This window comes from Micromonospora yangpuensis, assembly GCF_900091615.1.
Lineage (GTDB): Bacteria > Actinomycetota > Actinomycetes > Mycobacteriales > Micromonosporaceae > Micromonospora > Micromonospora yangpuensis.
This window is the reverse complement of record NZ_FMIA01000002.1, coordinates 5555031-5576273: the sequence shown is the minus strand read 5'-3', so window position 1 is coordinate 5576273 and position 21243 is coordinate 5555031. Positions and strand designations below refer to the sequence as shown.

At 72.8% G+C, this 21243-nt stretch carries 14 protein-coding genes and 2 pseudogenes; 7 read left to right on the top strand and 9 right to left on the bottom strand.

What is annotated here, in order from left to right; genetic code table 11:
• The first annotated feature begins 147 nt into the window (after positions 1 to 147).
• From GA0070617_RS25090 to GA0070617_RS25080, 3 genes are all read left to right on the top strand, one after another.
• Positions 148 to 1005 carry a bifunctional methylenetetrahydrofolate dehydrogenase/methenyltetrahydrofolate cyclohydrolase gene (locus GA0070617_RS25090; RefSeq protein WP_091443571.1) on the top strand — a complete coding sequence of 286 codons (858 nt, stop codon included), beginning with the start codon at positions 148 to 150 and terminating at the stop codon, positions 1003 to 1005.
• 160 nt (positions 1006 to 1165) lie between these two features.
• The gene (locus GA0070617_RS25085) at positions 1166 to 2116 is read left to right on the top strand and encodes a malate dehydrogenase (RefSeq protein ID WP_091443568.1); all 951 of its coding nucleotides are present in this window, start codon (positions 1166 to 1168) and stop codon (positions 2114 to 2116) included.
• Positions 2117 to 2260: 144 nt separating this feature from the next.
• Entirely contained in the window at positions 2261 to 3475 is a 1215-nt protein-coding gene (locus GA0070617_RS25080; protein ID WP_091443566.1) for an NADP-dependent isocitrate dehydrogenase, read from the top strand.
• 690 nt (positions 3476 to 4165) lie between these two features.
• On the opposite strand, the gene galT is transcribed toward GA0070617_RS25080, so the two are convergent.
• Together galT and cysC are read right to left on the bottom strand one after the other, a co-directional pair.
• Positions 4166 to 5239, bottom strand: coding sequence for a galactose-1-phosphate uridylyltransferase (galT, locus tag GA0070617_RS25075; protein ID WP_091443563.1), 1074 nt, complete (start codon positions 5237 to 5239; stop codon positions 4166 to 4168).
• A 29-nt stretch (positions 5240 to 5268) separates the two neighbouring features.
• Complete coding sequence (gene cysC / locus GA0070617_RS25070; protein WP_091443560.1) at positions 5269 to 6798, bottom strand: adenylyl-sulfate kinase; 1530 nt, start codon at positions 6796 to 6798, stop codon at positions 5269 to 5271.
• A 241-nt stretch (positions 6799 to 7039) separates the two neighbouring features.
• On the opposite strand from cysC, the gene GA0070617_RS25065 reads away from it, so the two are divergent.
• The 4 genes from GA0070617_RS25065 to GA0070617_RS25050 are packed head-to-tail and all read left to right on the top strand — an operon-like array spanning position 7040 to position 10509.
• Positions 7040 to 7954: an ABC transporter ATP-binding protein gene (locus GA0070617_RS25065; RefSeq protein WP_091443557.1), complete on the top strand. Its 915-nt coding sequence runs from the start codon at positions 7040 to 7042 to the stop codon at positions 7952 to 7954.
• Positions 7947 to 8828 carry an ABC transporter permease subunit gene (locus tag GA0070617_RS25060; RefSeq protein WP_091443553.1) on the top strand — a complete coding sequence of 294 codons (882 nt, stop codon included), beginning with the start codon at positions 7947 to 7949 and terminating at the stop codon, positions 8826 to 8828. Before GA0070617_RS25065 ends, GA0070617_RS25060 begins: the two co-directional genes overlap by 8 nt.
• Complete coding sequence (locus GA0070617_RS25055; RefSeq protein WP_091443550.1) at positions 8825 to 9793, top strand: ABC transporter ATP-binding protein; 969 nt, start codon at positions 8825 to 8827, stop codon at positions 9791 to 9793. Before GA0070617_RS25060 ends, GA0070617_RS25055 begins: the two co-directional genes overlap by 4 nt.
• A 5-nt stretch (positions 9794 to 9798) precedes the next feature.
• The gene (locus tag GA0070617_RS25050; protein ID WP_091443547.1) at positions 9799 to 10509 is read left to right on the top strand and encodes an ABC transporter permease; all 711 of its coding nucleotides are present in this window, start codon (positions 9799 to 9801) and stop codon (positions 10507 to 10509) included.
• Between the two features lie 104 nt (positions 10510 to 10613).
• Here the strand turns inward: GA0070617_RS25050 and valS are convergent, their stop codons facing one another.
• The 7 genes and pseudogenes from valS to GA0070617_RS32475 form a co-directional block, all read right to left on the bottom strand.
• Positions 10614 to 13388, bottom strand: a complete 2775-nt coding sequence (valS, locus tag GA0070617_RS25045; RefSeq protein ID WP_229688558.1) for a valine--tRNA ligase — start codon at positions 13386 to 13388, stop codon at positions 10614 to 10616.
• Positions 13389 to 13649: 261 nt separating this feature from the next.
• A complete protein-coding gene (locus GA0070617_RS25040; RefSeq protein ID WP_229688557.1) occupies positions 13650 to 15290 on the bottom strand; it encodes an amidase in 1641 nt (546 codons plus the stop codon).
• Positions 15290 to 15589: a hypothetical protein gene (locus GA0070617_RS25035; protein ID WP_091443539.1), complete on the bottom strand. Its 300-nt coding sequence runs from the start codon at positions 15587 to 15589 to the stop codon at positions 15290 to 15292. Before GA0070617_RS25035 ends, GA0070617_RS25040 begins: the two co-directional genes overlap by 1 nt.
• 107 nt (positions 15590 to 15696) lie before the next feature.
• Positions 15697 to 17586, bottom strand: a complete 1890-nt coding sequence (locus GA0070617_RS25030; RefSeq protein ID WP_091443536.1) for an ABC transporter ATP-binding protein — start codon at positions 17584 to 17586, stop codon at positions 15697 to 15699.
• 131 nt (positions 17587 to 17717) lie between these two features.
• Positions 17718 to 19538 (bottom strand): annotated as a pseudogene (locus tag GA0070617_RS25025) (ABC transporter ATP-binding protein); the annotation flags it as partial.
• Between the two features lie 137 nt (positions 19539 to 19675).
• Positions 19676 to 20245 (bottom strand): methylated-DNA--[protein]-cysteine S-methyltransferase, encoded by a 570-nt coding sequence (locus GA0070617_RS25020; protein WP_091443528.1) that lies wholly within the window; start codon positions 20243 to 20245, stop codon positions 19676 to 19678.
• Positions 20242 to 21144: pseudogene (locus GA0070617_RS32475) on the bottom strand (DNA-3-methyladenine glycosylase family protein); the annotation flags it as partial. The gene GA0070617_RS25020 and the pseudogene GA0070617_RS32475, both read right to left, overlap by 4 nt.
• Positions 21145 to 21243 lie beyond the last annotated feature (99 nt).

The following is a 21243-nucleotide window of genomic DNA, read 5'->3' as shown; positions in this document are numbered from 1 at the left end:
TCGACCGGTGTCGATGGCCCGGGGCGGAATCCGCCCCGGGCCGTCGCCGCCTGCTCCTGCCGGCGGCGGTCAGTCCCGGGTGCGTGGCACCCGGTGGTGGGTCCGGGTCCGCGCGGCGCGGCCCACCGGACGTGAGACGATCGGGACGTGACGGCGAAGGTACTGGACGGCAAGGCCACAGCGGCGACGATCAAGGATGAGCTGCGGACGCGGGTGAAGGCGCTCGCCGAACGCGGCATCACCCCCGGACTGGGTACGGTCCTGGTCGGCGCGGATCCGGGCTCCCAGGCGTACGTCGACGGCAAGCACCGGGACTGCGCCGAGGTGGGCATCGCCTCGATCCGCCGGGAGTTGCCCGCCGACGCCACCCAGGAGCAGGTCGACGCGGTGGTGGCCGAGCTGAACGCCGACCCGGCCTGCCACGGCTACATCGTCCAGCTTCCGCTCCCGGCTCACCTGGACACCCAGCGGGTGCTGGAGTCGATCGACCCGGACAAGGACGCCGACGGGCTGCACCCGGTCAACCTGGGGCGGCTGGTGCTCGGGTACGACGGCCCGTTGCCCTGCACCCCACGCGGCGTCGTCGAGCTGCTGCGCCGGTACGACGTACCGCTGCGGGGTGCGAACGTGGCGGTGGTCGGCCGGGGCAACACCGTCGGCCGGCCGCTCGGGCTGCTGCTCACCCGGCGCAGCGAGAACGCCACGGTGACCCTCTGCCACACCGGCACCCTGGACCTCGCCGCGCACACCCGGGCGGCGGACGTGGTCGTCGTGGCGGCCGGTGTGCCCGGCCTGCTCACCTCGGACATGATCAACCCGGACGCGGTGGTGGTCGACGTCGGCATCACCCGGGTGATCGGCTCGGACGGCAAGGGCCGCTACACCGGCGACGTGGACCCGGAGGTGGCCCAGACCGCCGCCGCGGTGGTGCCGATGCCCGGCGGCGTCGGCCCGATGACCCGCGCCATGCTCCTCACCAACGTCGTAGAACGCGCCGAGCGGTAAGGAAGGGCCCCTTCTTAACGCTTTTGGTATAGGAAGGGCCCCTTGTTAACCCACGCTGGCCGGTGCCGACGATCTCGTTTGCGTCCGCCCCGGCCTGCTGGGTGCCACGATGACTGATACGGTCCGGAAAACCGACTGGTAACAGGGAGTGGGACGACCCATGGGTAAGAAGGTCACTGTCGTCGGGGCAGGATTCTACGGCTCCACCACCGCACAGCGCCTGGCCGAGTACGACGTCTTCGACACCGTCGTGATCACCGACATCGTGGAGGGCAAGCCCGCCGGTCTCGCACTGGACCTCAACCAGTCGCGGGCGATCGAGGGTTTCGAGACCAAGCTGGTCGGCGCCACCACCGGCCCCAACGGCGAGGGGTACGAGGCCATCGAGGGCTCGGACGTGGTGGTGATCACCGCCGGCCTGCCGCGTAAGCCGGGCATGAGCCGGATGGACCTGCTGGAGACCAACGCCAAGATCGTGCGGCAGGTCTCCGAGAACGTCGCCAAGTACGCACCGAACGCCGTCGTCATCGTGGTGTCGAACCCGCTCGACGAGATGACCGCGCTGGCCCAGCTGGCCACCCAGTTCCCGCGCAACCGGGTGCTCGGCCAGGCCGGCATGCTGGACACCGCCCGGTTCAGCAACTTCGTCGCCGAGGCGCTGGACGTACCGGTGAAGTCGGTGAAGACGCTGACCCTCGGTTCGCACGGCGACACCATGGTGCCGGTGCCGTCGAAGAGCACCGTGAACGGCAGGCCGCTGCGTGAGGCGATGCCGGCCGAGCAGATCGAGGAGCTGGTCGTCAAGACCCGCAACGGCGGCGCCGAGGTGGTGGCGCTGCTCAAGACCGGCTCGGCGTACTACGCCCCGTCGGCCGCCGCCGCCCGGATGGCCAAGGCGGTCGCGGAGGACTCCGGCGAGGTCATGCCGGTCTGCGCCTGGGTCGACGGCGAGTACGGCATCTCCGGCGTCTACCTGGGCGTCGAGGCGGCGATCGGGGCCGAGGGCGTCAAGCGGGTCGTCGAGACCGACCTGGACGCCGACGAGCTGGCCAGCCTGAAGGAGGCCGCCGAGGCGGTCCGTGCCAAGCAGGGTGACGTCGCCAACATGTGACCTGGGCACCAGTTGCGAAAGGGGCGATCGGCGATGCCGGTCGCCCCTCTTCTCCTCCGGGGCGAGGCCCGCTCGGTGGTCCCGGACAACTTCCAGTACGCTCGTACTGCTAGAGCACGTGACCCCCGAGAGGAGCGCCGGTCGATGGCGAAGATCAAGGTAAACAACCCGGTCGTGGAGCTCGACGGCGACGAGATGACCCGGATCATCTGGAAGCAGATCCGGGAGCAGCTGATCCTGCCCTACCTCGACGTCGACCTGCACTACTACGACCTCTCGATCCAGCACCGCGACGCCACCGACGACCAGGTCACCGTCGACGCCGCCAACGCCATCAAGGAGCACGGCGTCGGCGTCAAGTGCGCCACCATCACCCCGGACGAGGCCCGGGTGGAGGAGTTCGGCCTGAAGAAGATGTGGCGGTCGCCGAACGGCACCATCCGTAACATCCTCGGCGGCGTCGTCTTCCGCGAGCCGATCATCATGTCCAACGTACCGAGGCTCGTCCCGGGCTGGACCAAGCCGATCATCATCGGCCGGCACGCCCACGGTGACCAGTACAAGGCCAGCGACTTCGTCGTTCCCGGCCCGGGCACGGTGACCATCACCTACACCCCGGCCGACGGTTCCGCGCCGGTCGAGATGGAGGTCGCCAACTTCCCCGGTGGCGGCATCGCGATGGGCATGTACAACTACGACGAGTCGATCCGGGACTTCGCCCGTGCCTCGTTCCGGTACGGCCTCGACCGGGGCTACCCGGTCTACCTGTCGACCAAGAACACCATCCTCAAGGCGTACGACGGTCGGTTCAAGGATCTCTTCGCCGAGGTGTTCGAGAGCGAGTTCAAGAGCGAGTTCGACGCCGCCGGCATCACCTACGAGCACCGGCTGATCGACGACATGGTCGCCGCCGCGCTCAAGTGGGAGGGCGGGTACGTCTGGGCCTGCAAGAACTACGACGGTGACGTGCAGTCCGACACGGTCGCCCAGGGCTTCGGCTCGCTCGGCCTGATGACCTCGGTCCTGCTCTCCCCGGACGGCCGTACCGTCGAGGCCGAGGCCGCCCACGGCACCGTCACCCGGCACTACCGGCAGTACCAGAAGGGCGAGAAGACCTCGACCAACCCGATCGCCTCGATCTACGCCTGGACCCGGGGCCTGGCCCACCGGGGCAAGCTGGACGGCACCCCGGCGGTCACCGAGTTCGCCGACACCCTGGAGCAGGTGATCGTCGACACCGTCGAGGGCGGCCAGATGACCAAGGACCTGGCGCTGCTGATCTCCCGGGACGCCCCGTGGCTGACCACCGACGAGTTCATGAACGCGCTCGACGAGAACCTGGCCCGTCGGCTCGCCTGATCTCCCGTACCGCTCGTTCCCGGAGCCCGTCGGCACGCTGCCGGCGGGCTCCTGTTCGTCGCGGGGTCCGATGGTGACGGCGCGCGGGGCGGGGGCGTCGTGCCGATGGCCGGCTCCGGCAACCTCAGCCGGCCCCCGGACGTGACGGTCAGCCGGCCTCTGGGCGTGACGGTCAGCCGGCCTCTGGGTGTGACGGTCGGCCGGCCTCTGGGTGTGACGGTCGGCCGGCCTCCGGCAGGCTGGTCGCCGTTCCGGCGGACGCGGTCGACGCTTCTGCGGGTCGGGCCGATGCGCTGGCGGACGATGTCGGCGGGATGCCGCCGGCGTCACCGTGCTGGCGGTAGGTCGTTGAGCGGGATGGACGTGATGCCAGTCGCGTCCAGGAAGGTTGACCGCGGTCGCCGCACGGCGTGCGTGCCGGACAGCCAGCCTTCCCGGCTGTCGAGTACAGCCAGCCGTCCCTTCCCTGCGGGGGGCCCTGTCCCGGGCCCCCCGCGCCCTGTTCCCGGCCTGCCCCCCGCCCGTGCGGCCCCTGTCCGCCCGTGTCCGCCCGTGCGCCCCTGCCCGCCCGTGACGCTGGCCGTGGTGGCCGCTGGCGGCCGCGGTGGCCGCTGCGGTGGCCGCTGGCGGTGGCCGCTGCGGTGAGAAGGGGACCCTTCTCGACCGTATGCGTTAACAGGGGGCCCTTCCTTACCCGCGGAGGAGGGTGGCGGCTTGTTCGGGGGTGATGTCGTTGAGGAAGACGCCCATCGCCGACTCGGAGCCGGCCAGGTACTTGAGTTTGTCCGCCGCCCGCCGGTTGCTGAACAGCTGCAGGTGCAGGTGCGCCAGCTCCCGCCCCTCGTGTACGGGAGCCTGGTGCCAGGCCGAGATGTACGGCATGGGCCGGTCGAAGAGCCGGTCGAGGCGGCCCAGCAGCTCCAGGTAGAGCGGCCCGAAGGCGTCCCGCTCGGCGTCGCTCAGCGCCGGTAGGTCCGGTACCGCCCGGTGCGGCGCGACGTGCACCTCGAACGGCCACCGGGCCGCCGCCGGGACGTACGCGGTCCAGTGGTCGTTGGCGGCGACCACCCGGTCGCCGGCGGCGCGTTCCGCGGCGAGCACGTCGGCGTAGAGGTTGCCGCCACCGGTGCGCTCGGCGTGCCGACGCGCGGCGGCCAGCAGGGACCGGGTACGCGGCGGCAGGAACGGGTAGCCGTAGATCTGCCCGTGCGGGTGGTGCAGGGTGACGCCGATCTCCACCCCCCGGTTCTCGAAGCAGAACACCTGCTCCACCCCGGGCAGCGCACCCAGGACGGTGGTCCGGTCGGCGAGGGCGTCCAGGACGGTCCGGACCCGTCCCGGTGACAACTCGGCGAAGGACATCTGGTGGTCGTCGGTGAAGCAGACCACCTCGCACCGCCCCCGACCCGGCCGGACCGGGGTGAACGCGGTGATCTCGGCGGGCTCGTCGGCCACCCGCTGACCGAAGGCCGGGAAGCGGTTCTCGAAGACCGCCACGTCGTACGCCGGTGCCGGGATCTCGCTGAGCCGCTCGGGCGTGGAGGGGCAGAGCGGACACTGGTCGGCCGGGGGTAGGAAGGTGCGGCTCTGTCGGTGTGCGGCGATGGCCACCCACTCGTCGGTCAGCGGGTCGTGGCGGAGTTGGGCGGCGGGCGGGACAGCGGGCAGCTCCCGCCGGTCCGGCTGGTCCCGGACCGCGTCGTCCCGCTCGTCGAAGTAGATCAGCTCCCGGCCATCGGCCAGTTCGATGCTCGTACGCCTCACTCAGTTGTCCCTTGCGTCGTGGTCGGGGATCAGGCCGGTTGCAGGCGGGGCTCCACCCAACCGGTCTCGGTCAGCAGGTGCATGACCGCCTGCACCGCGTCCTCCACCGTCCCGTTGGAGGTGTCGAGGACCAGTTCGGCGTCGGTCGGCGGCTCGTACGGGTCGTCGATGCCGGTCATCCCGGTGAGCAGACCGGCCCGGGCCCGGGCGTACAGACCCTTGCGGTCGCGTTGCTCGCAGACCTCCAGCGGGGTGGCGACGTGGATCAACAGGAAACCCGCGCCGGCGGTCAGGGCCATCTCCCGGGCGGTGGCGCGAGCCTGCTCGTAAGGGGCGATCGGGCAGCAGATCGCCACCCCCCGGTGCCGGGCGATCTCCGCGGCCACCCAGCCGATCCGGCGTACGTTGAGATCCCGGTCGGCCTTGCTGAAGGTCAGCCCGGCGGACAGTTCCCGGCGCACCACGTCCCCGTCCAGCAGGGTCACCGTCCGGTCGCCCTGCTCGCGCAGCGCATCGGCCAGGCCCCGGGCGATCGTGGACTTGCCGGAGCCGGAGAAGCCGGTGAAGAAGACCACCAGCCCCCGGTGCCGGCGCGGCGGGCGGGCCCGGACCAGCTCCTTGGCCACCGCCGGCGGGGTGTGCCATTCCGGTAGCGGGAAACCCCGGTCCAGCAGGTCGTCGATCTCCTGCTGGCTCAACGCCAGTCGACGGTTGCGGGGCGGGATGTCGTCGCGCCACCGCCACTGGCCGTCCCGGTTGTCGTAGGCCAGCTCCCGGGGCACCAGCACCCGCAGTCCGGCGCCGGAGAGCGACTCGCCGGTGGAGAGCAGGTGGGTGACGCCGTACGCGGCGGCCACCCGGGCCCGCAGCAGGGCGTCGCTGATCTCGTCGCGGCGGCGGGCCAGCGGCACCGCGATCAGCGTCGCCGGGGGCATCCGGTCCCGGGCGGCGAAGATGCTGCGCACCAGCGCCTCCGGGGGCAGACCGCCGGTGAGCTGCTCGTTGACCGGGATCAGCACCAGCAGGTGCGCGCCGAGGGTCCGCGCGGCGTGGGCGATCTGGGCCAACTGGGGCCGGTGCAGCGGCCGGTCGGCGACCACCCCCAGCACCCGGCCCGGGGGCAGCAGTCCGCGTACCTCCTCGGGGTTGCGGCGCAGCCGCTGGAACGGGCCGCTGCCGCCGTCGCCGAGCCGACGCACGGTGCCGCCGACGCCGGCCACCTGGTCGCGTACCGTCCAGACGTCGGTGACGTCCAGCGCCGCGACCGGCGCGCCCTCGGCGTCGGTGAGCACCAGTGCGCGGTGCGCCGGGTCGACGCCGTCCAGCCCCGCGGCGAGCGCCGCCGGGATCTGCAACGTCACCGGCACCGGCCACGACGTGCCGTCGGCGAGCCGGCCCCGGCGGCTCAACGAGACCAGGTCGGCCCGGGTCATGAAGCCGGTCAGCGGTGCGTAGGCCCCGGTGAGCAACAACTCCAGGTCCGCCAGCTCCCCCGGACGCGGCGTGTACGCCGGCGCGTCCCGAAGCACCTCGTCGGGCAGCACCCACCCGTTGCTCATCCGCACCCCTCACTCCCTGACCGGCACACAGTTTCTCAGCCGACCGGCGATCGGTCGAGAGCAGCATCGCCCGGCCGACCCGTGCGTGGCCGACCTGGGTGATCCTGGCAGGTCACCGGCACCGCCCGACGTGCGGCCGGGCGGAATCGTCCCCCGGGGCCGGTACCCCTGGAAGAATCAGGGGCATCCCCGATCGTGTTCCCGATACCGACCAAGGCATCGACTTCCTAGGCTGAGCGGCGTGACACTGATCGCGACCGAGTCGCTGACCAAGACGTACGGGGGCCGGGTCACCGCGTTGGCCGACCTGACCGTCGCGGTCGAGCCGGGGATCATCGGCCTGGTCGGCGCCAACGGCGCCGGCAAGTCCACCCTGATCAAGATCCTGCTCGGCCTGCTCGAACCCACCAGCGGGCAGGTCCGGGTGCTGGGCCGCGACCCGACCACCGACCCGGCCGCGGTACGGGCCCGGGTCGGCTACATGCCCGAGCACGACGCCCTGCCGCCGGACCTCACCGCCGCCGAGCTGGTCACCCACCTCGGCCGGATCAGCGGCCTGCCGCGCACGGTCGCCCGGGAACGGGCCTCCGAGGCGCTGCGCCACGTCGGCCTCTACGAGGAGCGGTACCGCCCGGTCGGCGGCTACTCCACCGGCATGAAACAGCGGGTCAAGCTCGCCCAGGCCCTGGTGCACGACCCGGACCTGCTGCTGCTCGACGAGCCGACCAACGGCCTCGACCCGGCCGGCCGGGACGCCATGCTCGCCCTGATCCACCGGATCGGCACCGAGTTCGGCATCTCGGTGCTGGTCTGCTCGCACCTGCTGGGTGAGGTGGAACGGATCTGCGACACGCTGATCGCCATCGACGGCGGTCGGCTGCTGCGCGCCGATCACATCACCGCGATGACCTCGGCCACCGACGTGCTCGCGGTCGAGGTCAGCGAGGGCACCGAGAACCTGGCCGCCCGCCTGGCCGAACTCGACCTGACGGTGACCCGGGACGGCCGGATGCTGCTGGTCCCGCTCACCGACGAGCGCACCTACGACCTCATCCTCGGCACGGTCGCCGAGCTGGACCTGCCACTGCACCGGCTGGACCAGCGCCGGCACCGGGTGGCCGAGCTGTTCGCCCCGAGGGAGCCCAGCCATGTCTGAGCCGACCGGCGTCATCCACGACATCGGCTACCAGCGGTACACCGGCCCCCGACTGGGTCGCCGGCACGTCTTCGGCGCGCTCTACCTGCACGGCCTGCGTACGGCGTTCGGGCTGGGCCGCAGCGCCAAGGCCAAGATCTTCCCCTGGCTGGTGGTCGGGGCGGTGACGGTCGTCGCCGCCGGGCTCACCGCGATCCGGTCCCAGCTCGGCGAGGTGGTGATGACCTACGCGCAGTTCGCCGACTCGATGAGCTGGCTGGTCATCTTCTTCGTGGCGGTGGTCGCCCCCGAGCTGGTCTCCCGCGACCTGGGCAGCGGCGTGCTGCCGCTGTACTTCTCCCGCCCACTTCCCCGCTCGGACTACGCGCTGGCGAAGCTGCTGGCCCTGGCCACCGCGCTCTGGCTGTTGCTCGGCGGGCCGCAGCTGCTGATGTTCCTCGGCGCGGCCTTCACCACCGGCGAGGGGATGCGCGGGGTCTGGAACGAGCTGCTCGACCTGCTGCCCGGCCTGCTCTACGCCGGGCTCTGGGCGGCGGTGTTCGCCTCGATCGGGCTGCTGGTGGCCTCGCTGACCAGCAAGCGGGCCTTCGCCGCCGGTGGGATCGTGGCGGTCTTCCTGATGACCACCCCGGTCGTCGGCATCCTGTCGATCATGCCGTCGCAGACGGTGAACGAGTTGGCCCTGCTCGCCTCGCCGTCGACCCTGGTCTCCGGAACCGGTGCCTGGGCCCTGGGCGACCTGCTCTTCCCGCCGGGGCAGGGCGGCCCGCCGATCGGCGACTTCGGCCCGGTCTACGCCGTCGCCGCGGTCGCGCTGGTGGCCGCCGCCGTCGCCCTGCTCCTGACGCGATACCGGAAGGTGGCCAGCCGATGAGCACGACCAGCGCGGTCGGGACGACCAGCGCCGAGGCCCCACCGGCGACCAGGGTGAGCACCCTGGACCTCGCCGGGGTCTCCCGCTGGTACGGCAACGTGGTCGCCGTCAACGACGTCACGATGAGCCTCGGGCCGGGGGTGACCGGACTGCTCGGCCCCAACGGGGCGGGCAAGACCACCCTGCTGCACATGATGGCCGGCTTCCTCGCCCCGTCGCGCGGCACGTTGACCCTCGACGGGGCGCCTACCTGGCGCAACCCGGAGGTCTACCGGCGGCTCGGGCTGGTCAGCGAACGGGAGGCGGTGCACACCTTCCTCACCGCGTCCGAGTTCGTGCTGGCCAGCGCCAAGCTGCACGGGCTGCCCGATCCGGCCGCCGCCGCCCGACGGGCGATCGACCTGGTCGAGCTGGCCGGCGCGCAGGACCGGCGGATCGGCACGTACTCCAAGGGCATGCGGCAACGGGCCCGGGTCGCCGCCGCGTTGGTACACGACCCGCAGGTGCTGCTGCTGGACGAGCCGTTCAACGGGATGGACCCCCGGCAGCGCCTGCACATGATGCAGCTGCTGCACCGCCTCGGTGACGCCGGCCGGACGATCCTGTTCAGCTCGCACATCCTGGAGGAGGTCGAGCAGGTCTCCGGCACGGTGCAGGTGATGGTCGCCGGCCGGCTGGCCGCCTCCGGGGACTTCCGGACCATCCGCCGGCTGATGACCAACCGTCCGCACGTCTTCGTCATCCGCTCCACCGACGACCGGGCGCTGGCCGTGGCGTTGATGGCCGAGCCGTCGGTCACCGGCGTCGAGCTGGACCGTACCGGACTGACCGTGCGGGCCGGCGACTACGGCGCGTTCACCCGCGTACTGCCGAAGATCGCCCTGGACCGGGGGGTCCGGGTCCGGGCGTTGCTGCCCGAGGACGAGTCCCTGGAGAGCGTCTTCTCCTACCTGGTGGAGGCCTGAGAGTCGTGTCGACCGTTTCCTGGATCACCGTACGCGGGCTGTTCGGCCGGCGTCGTTTCCTGCTGCTGTTGCCCCTGCCCCTGCTGGTGGTGACGCTCGCCATCATCTCCCGGGTGCTCAAGGTGGACCCGGGCCAGTGGGGTCCGCCGGTGCTGGTCGGCCTCGGCCTGGCCGTGGTGCTGCCGGTGGTCGCCCTGATCGTCGGCACCGGCGTGCTCGGCGCCGAGATCGACGACGGCACGGTGGTGCACATCCTCACCAAGCCGCTGCCCCGCTGGCAGATCGTGCTGCCGAAGCTGGCGGTGGCCACCGGGGTCAGCGCGGCCACCGTCGCCGTGCCGCTCTACGTCGCGGGGGTGCTCGCCCACTCGGTACGCCTCGGCCTGGGGCTGGTCGCCGCGGCGGCGCTCGGCGCGCTGGCGTACTCGGCGTTGTTCCTGGCGTTGAGCCTGGTCACCCGCCGGCCGGTGCTGCTCGGCCTGGTCTACGTGCTGATCTGGGAGGGGCTGCTCGGCAGCATGGTCACCGGCACCCGGGTGCTCTCGGTGCAGCACTGGGTGATCGCCCTGGCCGACCGGCTGGCCCCCACCGAACTGCTCTCCACCACCGTCTCCGTACCGGTGGCGGCGGTGATGACCGCCCTGGTCAGCGTGGGCTTCACGGTGCTGGCGGTGGACCGGCTGCGCTCCTTCAGCGTCGCCGGCGAAACCAGCTGACCCCGCCCCCTCTGCAAGGAAGGGCCCCTTGTTAACGGGCTGCGGTGAGCGGGGTGACCCTCTCTACCGAAAGCGTTAACAAGGGGCCCTTCCTTTCACGGAGGTCAGAAGGCGCAGGCGATGACGAGTTCGTCGGTGCGGTCCGGCAGCCTGTCGAGTTTGCCGATCCGGCCGGCTGCGCGCAGGTCGTCGGCGACCAGGGTGAGCTGGTCGAGCAGGGCGGCCGGCCCGAGCGCCTCGGCCAGCGGGACCTCCGCCTTCATCGACAGCTTCCGTTCCGACTTGGCCCGGCGGACCTGGCTCAGCGCGTCGGCGGCCAGCCGCAGCAGGGCCGGGTCACCGGTGCCGGTGATCGCCCGGTCCACCTCGTAGCTGGTCGGCCAGGTGGCCCGGTGCACCGAGCCGTACCGCCACCAGGACCAGACCTCCTCGGTCACGTACGGCAGCACCGGGGCGAAGAGCCGCAGCTGCACCGAGAGGGCGGTGGCCAGCGCGGCCCGCGCCGAGTCGGCCCCCGGCCCGGTGCCGTAGGCGCGTTCCTTGACCAACTCGATGTAGTCGTCGCAGAACCGCCAGAAGAACGCCTCGGTGACCTGCAACGCGGCGGTGTGGTCGTACCGGTCGAGGGCGGCGGTCGCCTCGCCGACCACGCTCCGCAGCTCGGCGAGCATCGCGGTGTCCAGTGGCTCGGTCACCGGGGCGCGCAGCGCGTCGGCCGCGCCCAGCCCGAGCGCGAACTTCGAGGCGTTGAGCAGCTTGGTGGCCAGCCGCCGGCCGACCTTGATCTGCGCGGGGTCGAAGGCCAGGTCCATGCCGGGCCGCCCGTTGGCCGCCCAGTACCGCACCGCGTCGGAGCCGTGCTGTTCCAGCAGCGCCATCGGGGTGACCACGTTCCCCTTGGACTTGGACATCTTCTTGCGGTCCGGGTCGAGGATCCAGCCGGAGAGCACGGTGTCCCGCCAGGGCAGCAACCCGTGCTCCAGGTGGGCGCGGACCACGCTGGAGAAGAGCCAGGTCCGGATGATCTCCTGCCCCTGCGGGCGCAGGTCCATCGGGAAGACCATGGCGAACAGTTCCGGGTCGGTCTCCCAGCCGCCGACGATCTGCGGGGTCAGCGACGAGGTGGCCCAGGTGTCCAGGACGTCCGGATCGCCCACAAATCCGCCCGGCCGGCCGCGCTGTGACTCGTCGTACCCGGGCGGGGGTTCGCTGGACGGGTCAACCGGCAACATCACCTCCGGAGGCGTGAGAGGCTGGGAGTGGTCCGGCTCGCCAGCGTCGTCGAGCCGGTACCACACCGGCACCGGCACGCCGAAGAACCGCTGCCGGCTGACCAGCCAGTCACCGGTGAGGCCGCCCACCCAGTGCTCGTAGCGGTGCCGCATGTGCGCCGGCACCCAGGTCAGCTCCGTACCCCGGGCCAGCAGTTCCGCCCGCAGCTGCGGGTCGCGGCCACCGTTGCGCAGGTACCACTGCCGGGTCGAAACGATCTCCAGCGGCCGGTCGCCGCGCTCGTAGAACTTCACCGGGTGGGTGATCGGACGCACCTCGCCGACCAGGTCACCCGCCGTGGTCAGCAGCTCCACCACGGCCCGCCGGGCGGCGTTGACGCTCTGCCCGGCCAGCGCCGCGTACGGCCCCGCCGGCACGCCGGCCGGCGGCTCGGCCAGCAGCCGGCCGTCCCGGCCGATCACCACCCGGGTCTCCAGCGCCAGCTCCCGCCACCAGGTCACGTCGGTCAGGTCACCGAAGGTGCAGACCATCGCGATGCCGGTGCCCTTGGCCGGGTCCGCCAGCGGGTGCGCGCGCACCGGCACCTCGACCCCGAACACCGGGGTACGCACCGAGGAGCCGACCAGATCGGCGTACCGCTCGTCGTCCGGGTGGCAGACCAGCGCGACGCAGGCCGGCAGCAGCTCCGGCCGGGTGGTGTCGATCAGCACCTCCCGCCCGTCGGCCCCGGTGAACCGAAGCCGGTGGTACGCCCCGGGGCGCTCCCGGTCCTCCAGCTCGGCCTGGGCGACGGCGGTGGCGTAGCCCACGTCCCACAACGTCGGCGCCTCCGCCTGGTACGCCTCGTTTCGGGCCAGGTTGCGCAGGAACGCCCGCTGCGAGGTGGCCCGGGCGGCGGCACCGATCGTGGTGTACGTCAGCGACCAGTCCACCGACAACCCGAGCCGCCGCCACAGCGCCTCGAAGACCTGCTCGTCGGCGGCGGTCAGGGTCTGGCACAGCTCGACGAAGTTGCGCCGCGAGATCGGCGTCGGGTCCTTGCGGGCCGCCTCGGTGACCGGGGCCTGCGGCGGGGTCCACTCCGGGTCGTACGGCAGCGACGGGTCGCAGCGCACCCCGTAGACGTTCTGCACCCGGCGCTCGGTGGGCAGGCCGTTGTCGTCCCAGCCCATCGGGTAGAACACGGCCTTGCCGCGCATCCGCTGGAACCGGGCCACGATGTCGGTGTGGGTGTACGAGAAGACGTGCCCCATGTGCAGCTCACCGGAGACCGTCGGCGGCGGCGTGTCGATGGCGTACACGTCGTCCCGGGCACTGCGGCCGCTGCCCGGAGCGGCGCCACGGCCGCCACCCGGGGTGACGTTGCGGCCGGCCGCGCCCCGGTCGGCTGTCGTCCCCGGGCCCGTTGCCTCGGCGCGGCCGGCTGCTGTCCCCGACCCCGTTGCCCCGGCGCGGCCGGCTGCTGTCCCCGGGCCCGTTGCCTCGGCGCGACCGGCTACCGCTGCCTTGGCGCGGCCGGCCACCGCCGACCGGTCGAAGGCGTAGGTGTCGTCGTCCTGCCAGCGTTGGGCCCAGCGCTGCTCGATGCCGTCCAGGGTGGGACGCTCGGGCACGCCACCGCGGGCCGCCCTTGCCGAATCGGTCATCGCCCGATCGTAGAGCCGCCACGTCGGGCCCCGCACAGGCCTTCCCGACCACCCGGCCCGGCACCGTCGGGGACCTGACCCCCGCCGGTCTGCAAGTCCGACCGGAAAACCGAACCATCGGTCCCCTCGCGGCGTATCGCGGGCACCCGTTCGCCAGGTAGATCTTGGACACTTACCGTCCAAATAGAACGGTAAGTGTCCAAGATTCACTTCCCGCGACGCCCGCGACGCCCGCGACGCCCGCGACGCCCGCGACGTCGGTCACTGGGTTAGTTCGGCGACCTCTTCGGCGGTCAGCCGCAGCGCGGCCGGTGCGGCGGCGCGGGCCGTCGCCGGGGGAGCCGGTGCCGGGTCCGGCGGGCGACGCCAGTGCCAGTCGGTGACCGCCTGGTACGCGGCCACGACCGACAGCAGCCGGTCCTCGCCGTACGGCAGGCCACCGAGGATGGTGCCGATCGGCACCCCGGCGGCGTCGAAGCCGATCGGGAAGGCGATCTCCGGCAGGCCGAGGATGTCGAAGGGCACCGGGCCGGTCTGCACCACCACGTCGCAGGAGGCGAAGAGTTCGTCCAGCACCCGCTCCATCAGCAGCAGTTTGGCGCGCTGGCCGGTGATGAACTCGGTGCCGCCCAGCAGCGTGCCCTGCAACCAGCTGGTCACCGAGACCCCGAAGCCCTTGAGGTCCTTGCGCAGGTACGGCAGGAACGGCTCGCTGCGCTCGGGCAGCCGGACGTTGTTGAAGGGGGTGCCGGTGAGCAGGTCCCACTCCGCCGGCAGCGGCACCTGCACCACGGTGGCGTCCGGGATGCTGGCGAGTTTGTCCAGGTAGGCCTGCCGGGCCAGGGCGGTGGCCGAGGTGCCGGCGGTGAAGCCGGGCAGCACCCCGATCCGGGTCTTCCAGCGCATCACCACGGTGTTGCCGGTGCGCTTCGGGGTGGCCGCGTTGATCAGGTTGGGCAGCGGCGGCAGGCCCTGGCTGCGCGGGTCGGCGGCGTCCTCGCCGGCCATCGCGGTCAGCATGATCGCCGCGTCCTTGGCGTCCCGGGCCAGCGGGCCGGGGTGGTCCCGGGTGTAGCTGAGCGGGATGATCCCGGCCAGCGAGACCCGGCCCATGGTCGGCTTGAGGCCGGTCAGGTTCTGCGCGTTGGACGGGCCGGTGATCGACCCGCCGGTCTGGGTGCCGGTGCTGCTGGTGGCGAGCCGGCCGGCGACGGCGGTGGCGCTGCCGGTGGAGGAGCCGCCCGGGTTGACCGAGATGTCGTTCGGGGTCCAGGCGTTGACCGTGGTGACCACCCCGTCGGGGGTGGTGGCCCGGGAGGTGGCCAGCGGACCCATCTGCGTCTTGCCCAGCACGATCGCCCCGTTGACGGTCAGCTTCGCCACCGAGGTGGCGTCGTAGGGCGGTACGAAGTCGGCGAAGAGGAAGGAGCTGGCGGTGGTGCGTACCCCGGCGGTCCAGTAGTTGTCCTTGACGGCCAGCGGGATACCGTGCAGCGCGCCCCGGTTGGGTCGGTTGGCCGCCTGGCGGGCGGCCTTCACCGCCGCCTCGGCGACCACCAGGTTGAACGCCTTGTAGGTGCCCTCGTAGCGCTCGATCCGGGCCAGGTACGCCTCGACGAGCTGCTGCGGGGTGAGCTTGCCGTTGCGGATCAGCCAGGCGGCCTCGGCGATGGTCAGCTCGGTGGGGTCGGCGACCGCCTCGGGCCGGGGCTTGACGAAGGCGTTCGGCACGTCCAGCGCCGGGTTCCACTTGACCTTCGTGTTCGGCGGGGGCACCGGCGCGGCCTGGGCGATGCCGGGCAGGGTCATCGTGGCGCCGACCGCCGAGGCGGCGGCGACGGCGGCGGTACGGGCCAGGAAGGCGCGCCGGTCGATGGTCCGGTCGATCGGTTCGGCGCTCATCAGGCCCGCCATTCTGTGCTGATCGAGGGGTAGAGCATCGGTGCGGGCTGCTGGGAGAGCGCCATCGCCAGCGTCGGGTCGGTGCCGGCCGGTGCCGGCAGCTGGTACGCGGCCAGCGCGGTGACCGTCGAGCGGACGAAGGAACGCAGCGAGGCCAGGACGGAGTCCCGGCCGGGGGAGCCGGTGACCGGGTCGGCGACGCTGCCGGCGGGGAGTTGGTCGAGGTCGATGCCGAGGGATGCGAGCCGGGCGCGGATGAAGGTGTCGAGTTCCGCGTCGGTCGGCGGTACAGGTGCCATCGTTCTCCTCTGAGCTGCGAAAACGTGGCCCCACTGTCAGCTTCGGTGATGTCCTGACGATGACCTTGGCGTCACCAGGCTGTGAACCGGCACCGGTCGGCGGGCCCTCAGACCAGGGAGTTCCGCCATTGTCGGTGCAGGGTCGCGTACCGGCCACCGGCGGTGACCAGTTGCCCGGGTGGACCGTCCTCGACGATCCGGCCGCCGTCGAGGACCAGTACCCGGTCGGCGGTCTCCACGGTGGACAGCCGGTGCGCGATGACCAGGGCGGTACGCTCGGCGAGCACGGTGGCCAGGGCGTGCTGCACCAGCCGCTCGGTCGGCACGTCCAGCGACGAGGTGGCCTCGTCCAGGATCAGCACCGCCGGGTCGGCCAGGAAGGCCCGCGCGAACGCCACGAGTTGCCGCTGACCGGCCGACAGCCGGCCGCCGCGCCGGTGCACCTGGGTGTCGTACCCCTCAGGTAGTGCGGTGATGAAGTCGTGCGCGCCGATCGCGCGGGCGGCGGCCCGGACCGCGGCGTCGTCGGCGTCCGGGCGGCCGTACCGGATGTTCTCCGCGACCGTGCCGGTGACCAGGTGGTTCTCCTGGGTGACCAGGACCACCGCGGCGCGCAGCTCGGCGTCGGCCACCTCGCGCAGGTCGACGCCGTCCAGACGGACCTCGCCGGTGACCGGGTCGTGGAAGCGGGCCAGCAGCTTCGCCAGCGTCGACTTGCCCGCCCCGGTCGCACCTACCAGGGCGACGGTCTGCCCGGCCGGCACCGACAGGGTCAGCCCGGTGAGGATCGGCGACTGTGGCCGGTACCCGAAGGTGACCGACCGGAAGTCCACCGCGCCCCGGCCGGGGCCGGTCGGCAGCGGTGTCGGCCGGGCCGGCTCGGGTACCGACGGCCGTTCGTCGAGCACCCCGGCGAGCTTCTCCAGGGCCGCCGTCGCCGACTGCAACGAGTTGTAGAACTGGCTCAGCTCCTGCATCGGCTCGAAGAAACGCCGCAGGTAGAGCAGGAAGGCGGCGAGCACCCCCACCCCGGTCGCCCCGTCCAGCACCCGCAGGCCCCCGTAGCAGAGCACCACCGCCACGGTGACGTTGCCGATCACCCGGATGCCCGGCGAGTAGACGGCGATCAGCCGGAACGCGTCCCGGCTGGCCACCCGGTACTCGTCGTTGACGTCGGCGAAGATCTCCTCGTTGCGGCGCTCCCGACGGAACGCCTGCACCGCGCGGATGCCTCGCAACGACTCCACGAAGTGCACGATGACCAGCGCCACCGCCTCCCGGGTCCGGCGGTACGCCACCGCCGAGGCGCGGGCGAACCAGCGGGACAGCCAGAACAACGCCGGGAAGGCGAGCAGCGTCACGGCGGCCAGCGGCAGGTCCAGCCAGAGCAGGATCCCGGCGACCGACACCACGCTGAGCCCGGCCAGGACCAGGCTGTCGATCCCGCCGTCGACCAGCTCACCTATCGAGTCCAGGTCGCTGGTGAGCCGGGCGACCATCCGGCCCGAGGTGTACCGCTCGTGGAACGCCACGGAGAGCCGCAGGAAGTGGGCGTACACGCGTTGCCGCAGGTCCAGCAGGACACCCTGGCCGATCCGGGCGGACAGGGTGAGGAAGCCGCGCCGGGCCGCGTACTCGATCCCGGCGGCGACCACGAACGCGACGGCGACGGCGGTCAGCGGCCCCGGGTCGCCGGCCCGCAGCGGCGGCACGGCCCGGTCGATGCCGAGCATCACCAGGTACGGCCCGGACATCGCGGCGGCGTTCTGGGCCAGCAGCAGGACCACCGCCACCGCGAGCCGACCCCGGTACGGGCGCAGCAGGTCACGCAGCAGCACCCGGCTACGGGCCCGGAGCCGGGCCACCGCCTCGGGGCTGTCCTCCTCGGCGTGGCTGCGGTCGGCGTCGGGATCGGTGGCGATGCCCCGCCACCGCGCCGGTGCCGGCGGGCCGACCGCCCCGCTGGCCGCCCCGGCGGCGCGGTGCGCGGCGGTCACGACGACACCAACCCACGCCCGGCCGTCGGCGTCGCCCCGACCGACCGGCCGGCCGTCGGCGTCGAGGCCGGCACCGACGTCGGGGTCGATGTCGAGGCCGACACCGGTGTCGAGGCCCGCGTCGGTGCCGAGGCCGGCGTCGGTGTCGGCTCGGCGGAGAGTAACGCCCGGTACGCCGGGACGGTGGCCAGCAGCTCCGAGTGGGTGCCGACGGCGGTGATCCGGCCCCGCTCCAGCAACGCCACCCGGTCGGCCAGCGCGACTGTCGAGGGCCGGTGCACCACCAGCAGCGCGGTGGTGTCGCGCAGCACCCGGCGCAACGCCCGTTCCACCAGCGCCTCGGTGTGCACGTCGAGCGCGGAGAGCGGATCGTCGAGGACCAACAGCGCCGGCCGGCCGAGCACCGCCCGGGCCAACGCCAGCCGCTGGCGCTGCCCACCGGAGAGCGAGAGCCCCTGCTCGCCGACCCGGGTGGCCAGCCCCCACGGCAGGTCGTACGCGAACTCGGCCTGGGCCAGCACCAGCGCCGCGCGGACCTCCGCCTCGTCGGCCTCCGGCCGACCCAGGGTGAGGTTCTCCCAGACCGACATCGAGAAGAGTGTCGGCTCCTCGAAAGCCACCCCCACCAGTCGCCGCAGCGTGGCCAGGCGCAGCTCCCGCAGGTCGTGCCCGTCCAGCGTGATCCGCCCGCCGGTGACCTCGTGCAGCCGGGGGACCAGCGACAACAGGGTGCTCTTGCCGCAGCCGGTCGCCCCGACCAGGGCGAGGGTCTCGCCCGGCTCGACGGTCAGCTCCACCTCGCGCAGCACCGGCGCAGCGCTCTGCGGGTACCGGAAGGAGACCCGGTCGAAGACCAGCCGGCCGCGTACCTCGGTCCGCCGGAGGCCGATCGCGCCGGGGGCGTCCACGATGGTCGGCCGGGTGTCCAGCACCTCCTGGATCCGGTCGGCGGCGGTGGCGGCCTCCTGCCCGTTGGCGATGATCCAACCCAGCGACTGGACCGGCCAGATCAGCATCAGTTGCAGGCTGACGAAGGCGACCAGCGCCCCCACGGTGAGCCGGCCGTCGGCCACCAGCACCGTCCCGGCCACCAGCACCCCGCCGAGGGTCAGGTTGGGCACCAGGTCGAACTGGGCCGAGGTGCGGGCCAACAGCCGGGCCTTGCCGATGCCGATGTCGTGCAGCGCCCGCGCGCCCGCGCCGAACCGGGCCGACAGCTGCGGTCCCCGGCCGTACGCCTTCATCGTGCGCAGGCCGAGGGCGGTCTCCTCGACCAGGGTGGCCACGTCGCCCTGCTGGTCCTGCATCCGGCGGGACGCGGCGTGGTAGTGCCGGGCGAACCGGCGGCTGATCAGGAACAGCGGCACCGCGCTCGCCGCCACCAGCAGCCCCAGCGGCCGGTGCAGCCGGACCAGCAGCACCACCACCGCGGCGTAGGTGACCAGGTTGAGCACCAGGAAGAAGAGTCCGAAGGAGAGGAACCGGCGCAGCACCGACAGGTCGCTGACGGCCCGGGAGAGCAGCTGACCCGAGTGCCAACGGTCGTGGAAGCTGGTCGGCAGCCGCAGCAGGTGGGCGTAGAGGTCGGCGCGCAGCGCCGTCTCCATGCCTATCGACGACTCCGCCTGCATCCACCGCCGTATGAAGATCAACGCCGCCTCGACCAGGCCGAGCAGCAGCACCAGCGCGCCGAGCCGGAGCAGTCCGCCCGGCTCCTGCCGGGCCACCGGGCCGTCCACCACCCGCTGCACCACCAGGGGTACGGCCAGCCCCGCGGCGGTCGCCGTCAACGCCGCGACCAGCAACCAAGCGAACTGGACGGCGTACGGGCGCAGGTAACGACGCAGCCGCCACAGGTTGGCCAGCCGTCGACCGGCGCCCGTACCCCGGGCCGGCGGAATCCGACCGGCACTCGCCCTCGGGGCCGGCTCGCGGTCGCGCTCCGCAGGCACCTCCTGACGGTATCGGCAAACGTGACAGTTGCGGCTGTCAGCTTGCCGTCAGCGAGACCGCTCCCGCCCGTGCTCCCGGGCTGGGTGCCCGGCCGTTGCTACCGGCCCGGGTGCCGGCCGCTGCTCCCGGCCCGGCGTCAGCGGCGTTCGTGGGTGAGCAGCCATTCCTTCACGGCCAGCCCCCAGCGGTACCCGCCGAGCGTCCCGTCGGTGCGCAACACCCGGTGGCAGGGCACGAAGAGCGCGGCGGCGTTGCGGGCGCAGGCCGTCGCGGCGGCGCGGACCGCCAGCGGACGACCGGCCAGCCCGGCGAACCCGGTGTACGTCACCGGCTCACCCGGCTTCACCTCGCGCAGCACCCGCCAGGCGTGCCCCAGGAACGCCCCGCCGCTGTGCTGCTCGACCGGTACGGCGTCGATCGCGGTCAGGTCGCCGTCGAGGTACGCGCTGACGGCGGCGGTGACCGGACCGAGGTCCGCACGGTGCCGCACCGGCCCACGTAGACCCGGGTGCACCAGCGGCAGCAGGGTCTGCGGGTCGCTGGTGAAGCCGGCCGCCCGGACCGCCCCGTCCGGCCCGACCAGGATGCCGAGCGGGCCGACCGGGGTGTCCCGCACGGCGAAGTCGATGGTGCTGCCCGTGGCCGTGCTGCCCGTGGCCGTGCTGCCCGTGGTCGTGCTGCCCGTGGTCGTGCTGCTCGTGGTCATGCTGCTCTCCATAGTCGGATCACCGCGTACGACCGCCAGGGGCGCCAGCGTTCGGCGTACGCGTCGAGGGTCTTCGGGTCGTCGGGTAGGCCGAGGGCGGCGGCCCCCCGGCGTACCCCGAGGTCGGTGGGGAGGAAGACGTCCGGGTCGCCGAGCGCGCGCATCGCCACGTAGCCGGCCGTCCACGGCCCGATGCCGGGCAGCTCGCTGAGCCGCCGGAGGGTCTCCGCCCGGTCGCCGCCCGGATCGAGGTCGAGTTCCCCGGCGGCCACCGCCCGGGCCGCCGCCCGGATCGTCTCCCGCCGGCGCACCGGCATCCCGAACGCCGCGTCCGGCAGTGCGGCCACCTGTTCGGCCGTCGGAAAGACCGGTGGACCGGCCTCGGTCGTCGGGAAGGTCGGTGGACCGGCTTCGGTCGTCGGGAAGGTCGGTGGACCGGCGGCGGGGACGGCGGTGAGCAGCCGGGTCAGGGTGGTCCGGGCGGCGGGCAGCGAGATCTGCTGGGTGACCAGGGCGCGCAGCAGGATCTCGAAGCCGTCCACGGCGCGCGGCAGGCGTACCCCCGGTTCGGCCGCCACCGACGCGGCCAGGGCGGGGTCGGCGGCCAGGGTGGCGTCGGCGGCGACCGGGTCCGCGTCCAGGTCGAGCAGGCGACGGCAGCGGGCCACCGCCGGGGCCAGGTCGCGCAGGTCCGCCAGGCGCAGGGTGGCCAACACGTGCCCGTCGGCGGGCGTCAGCGCCACCTCGGCCGCGCCGTGCGGCAGCCGCAACCCCCGGCGGTACGTGCCGTCGCGTACCTCCTCCAGGCCGGGCAGCGCCCGCACCGCGAGGAAGTCCAGCAACGACTCCGCGTGCAACGGCGGCCGGTACGCCAACCGCAGCGTGATGCCGCCGGTGCCGGGCGTTCCGATCCCCGGTGCTCTGGTGCCCGGCGTTCCGGTGCCTGGCGTTCCGGTGCCGCCATCGGCCCGCAGCTGCGACGGGGCGAGCCCGTACAC

What these genes read in the sequence shown, in the direction of transcription:
- GA0070617_RS25085 (WP_091443568.1), top strand. Translation starts at nt 1,166, where the DNA reads ATGGGTAAGAAGGTCACTGTCGTCGGGGCAGGATTCTACGGCTCCACC.
- GA0070617_RS25080 (WP_091443566.1), top strand. Translation starts at nt 2,261, where the DNA reads ATGGCGAAGATCAAGGTAAACAACCCGGTCGTGGAGCTCGACGGCGAC.
- cysC (WP_091443560.1), bottom strand. Translation starts at nt 6,798, where the DNA reads ATGAGCAACGGGTGGGTGCTGCCCGACGAGGTGCTTCGGGACGCGCCG.
- GA0070617_RS25060 (WP_091443553.1), top strand. Translation starts at nt 7,947, where the DNA reads ATGTCTGAGCCGACCGGCGTCATCCACGACATCGGCTACCAGCGGTAC.
- GA0070617_RS25055 (WP_091443550.1), top strand. Translation starts at nt 8,825, where the DNA reads ATGAGCACGACCAGCGCGGTCGGGACGACCAGCGCCGAGGCCCCACCG.
- valS (WP_229688558.1), bottom strand. Translation starts at nt 13,388, where the DNA reads ATGACCGATTCGGCAAGGGCGGCCCGCGGTGGCGTGCCCGAGCGTCCC.
- GA0070617_RS25040 (WP_229688557.1), bottom strand. Translation starts at nt 15,290, where the DNA reads ATGAGCGCCGAACCGATCGACCGGACCATCGACCGGCGCGCCTTCCTG.
- GA0070617_RS25035 (WP_091443539.1), bottom strand. Translation starts at nt 15,589, where the DNA reads ATGGCACCTGTACCGCCGACCGACGCGGAACTCGACACCTTCATCCGC.
- GA0070617_RS25020 (WP_091443528.1), bottom strand. Translation starts at nt 20,245, where the DNA reads ATGACCACGAGCAGCACGACCACGGGCAGCACGACCACGGGCAGCACG.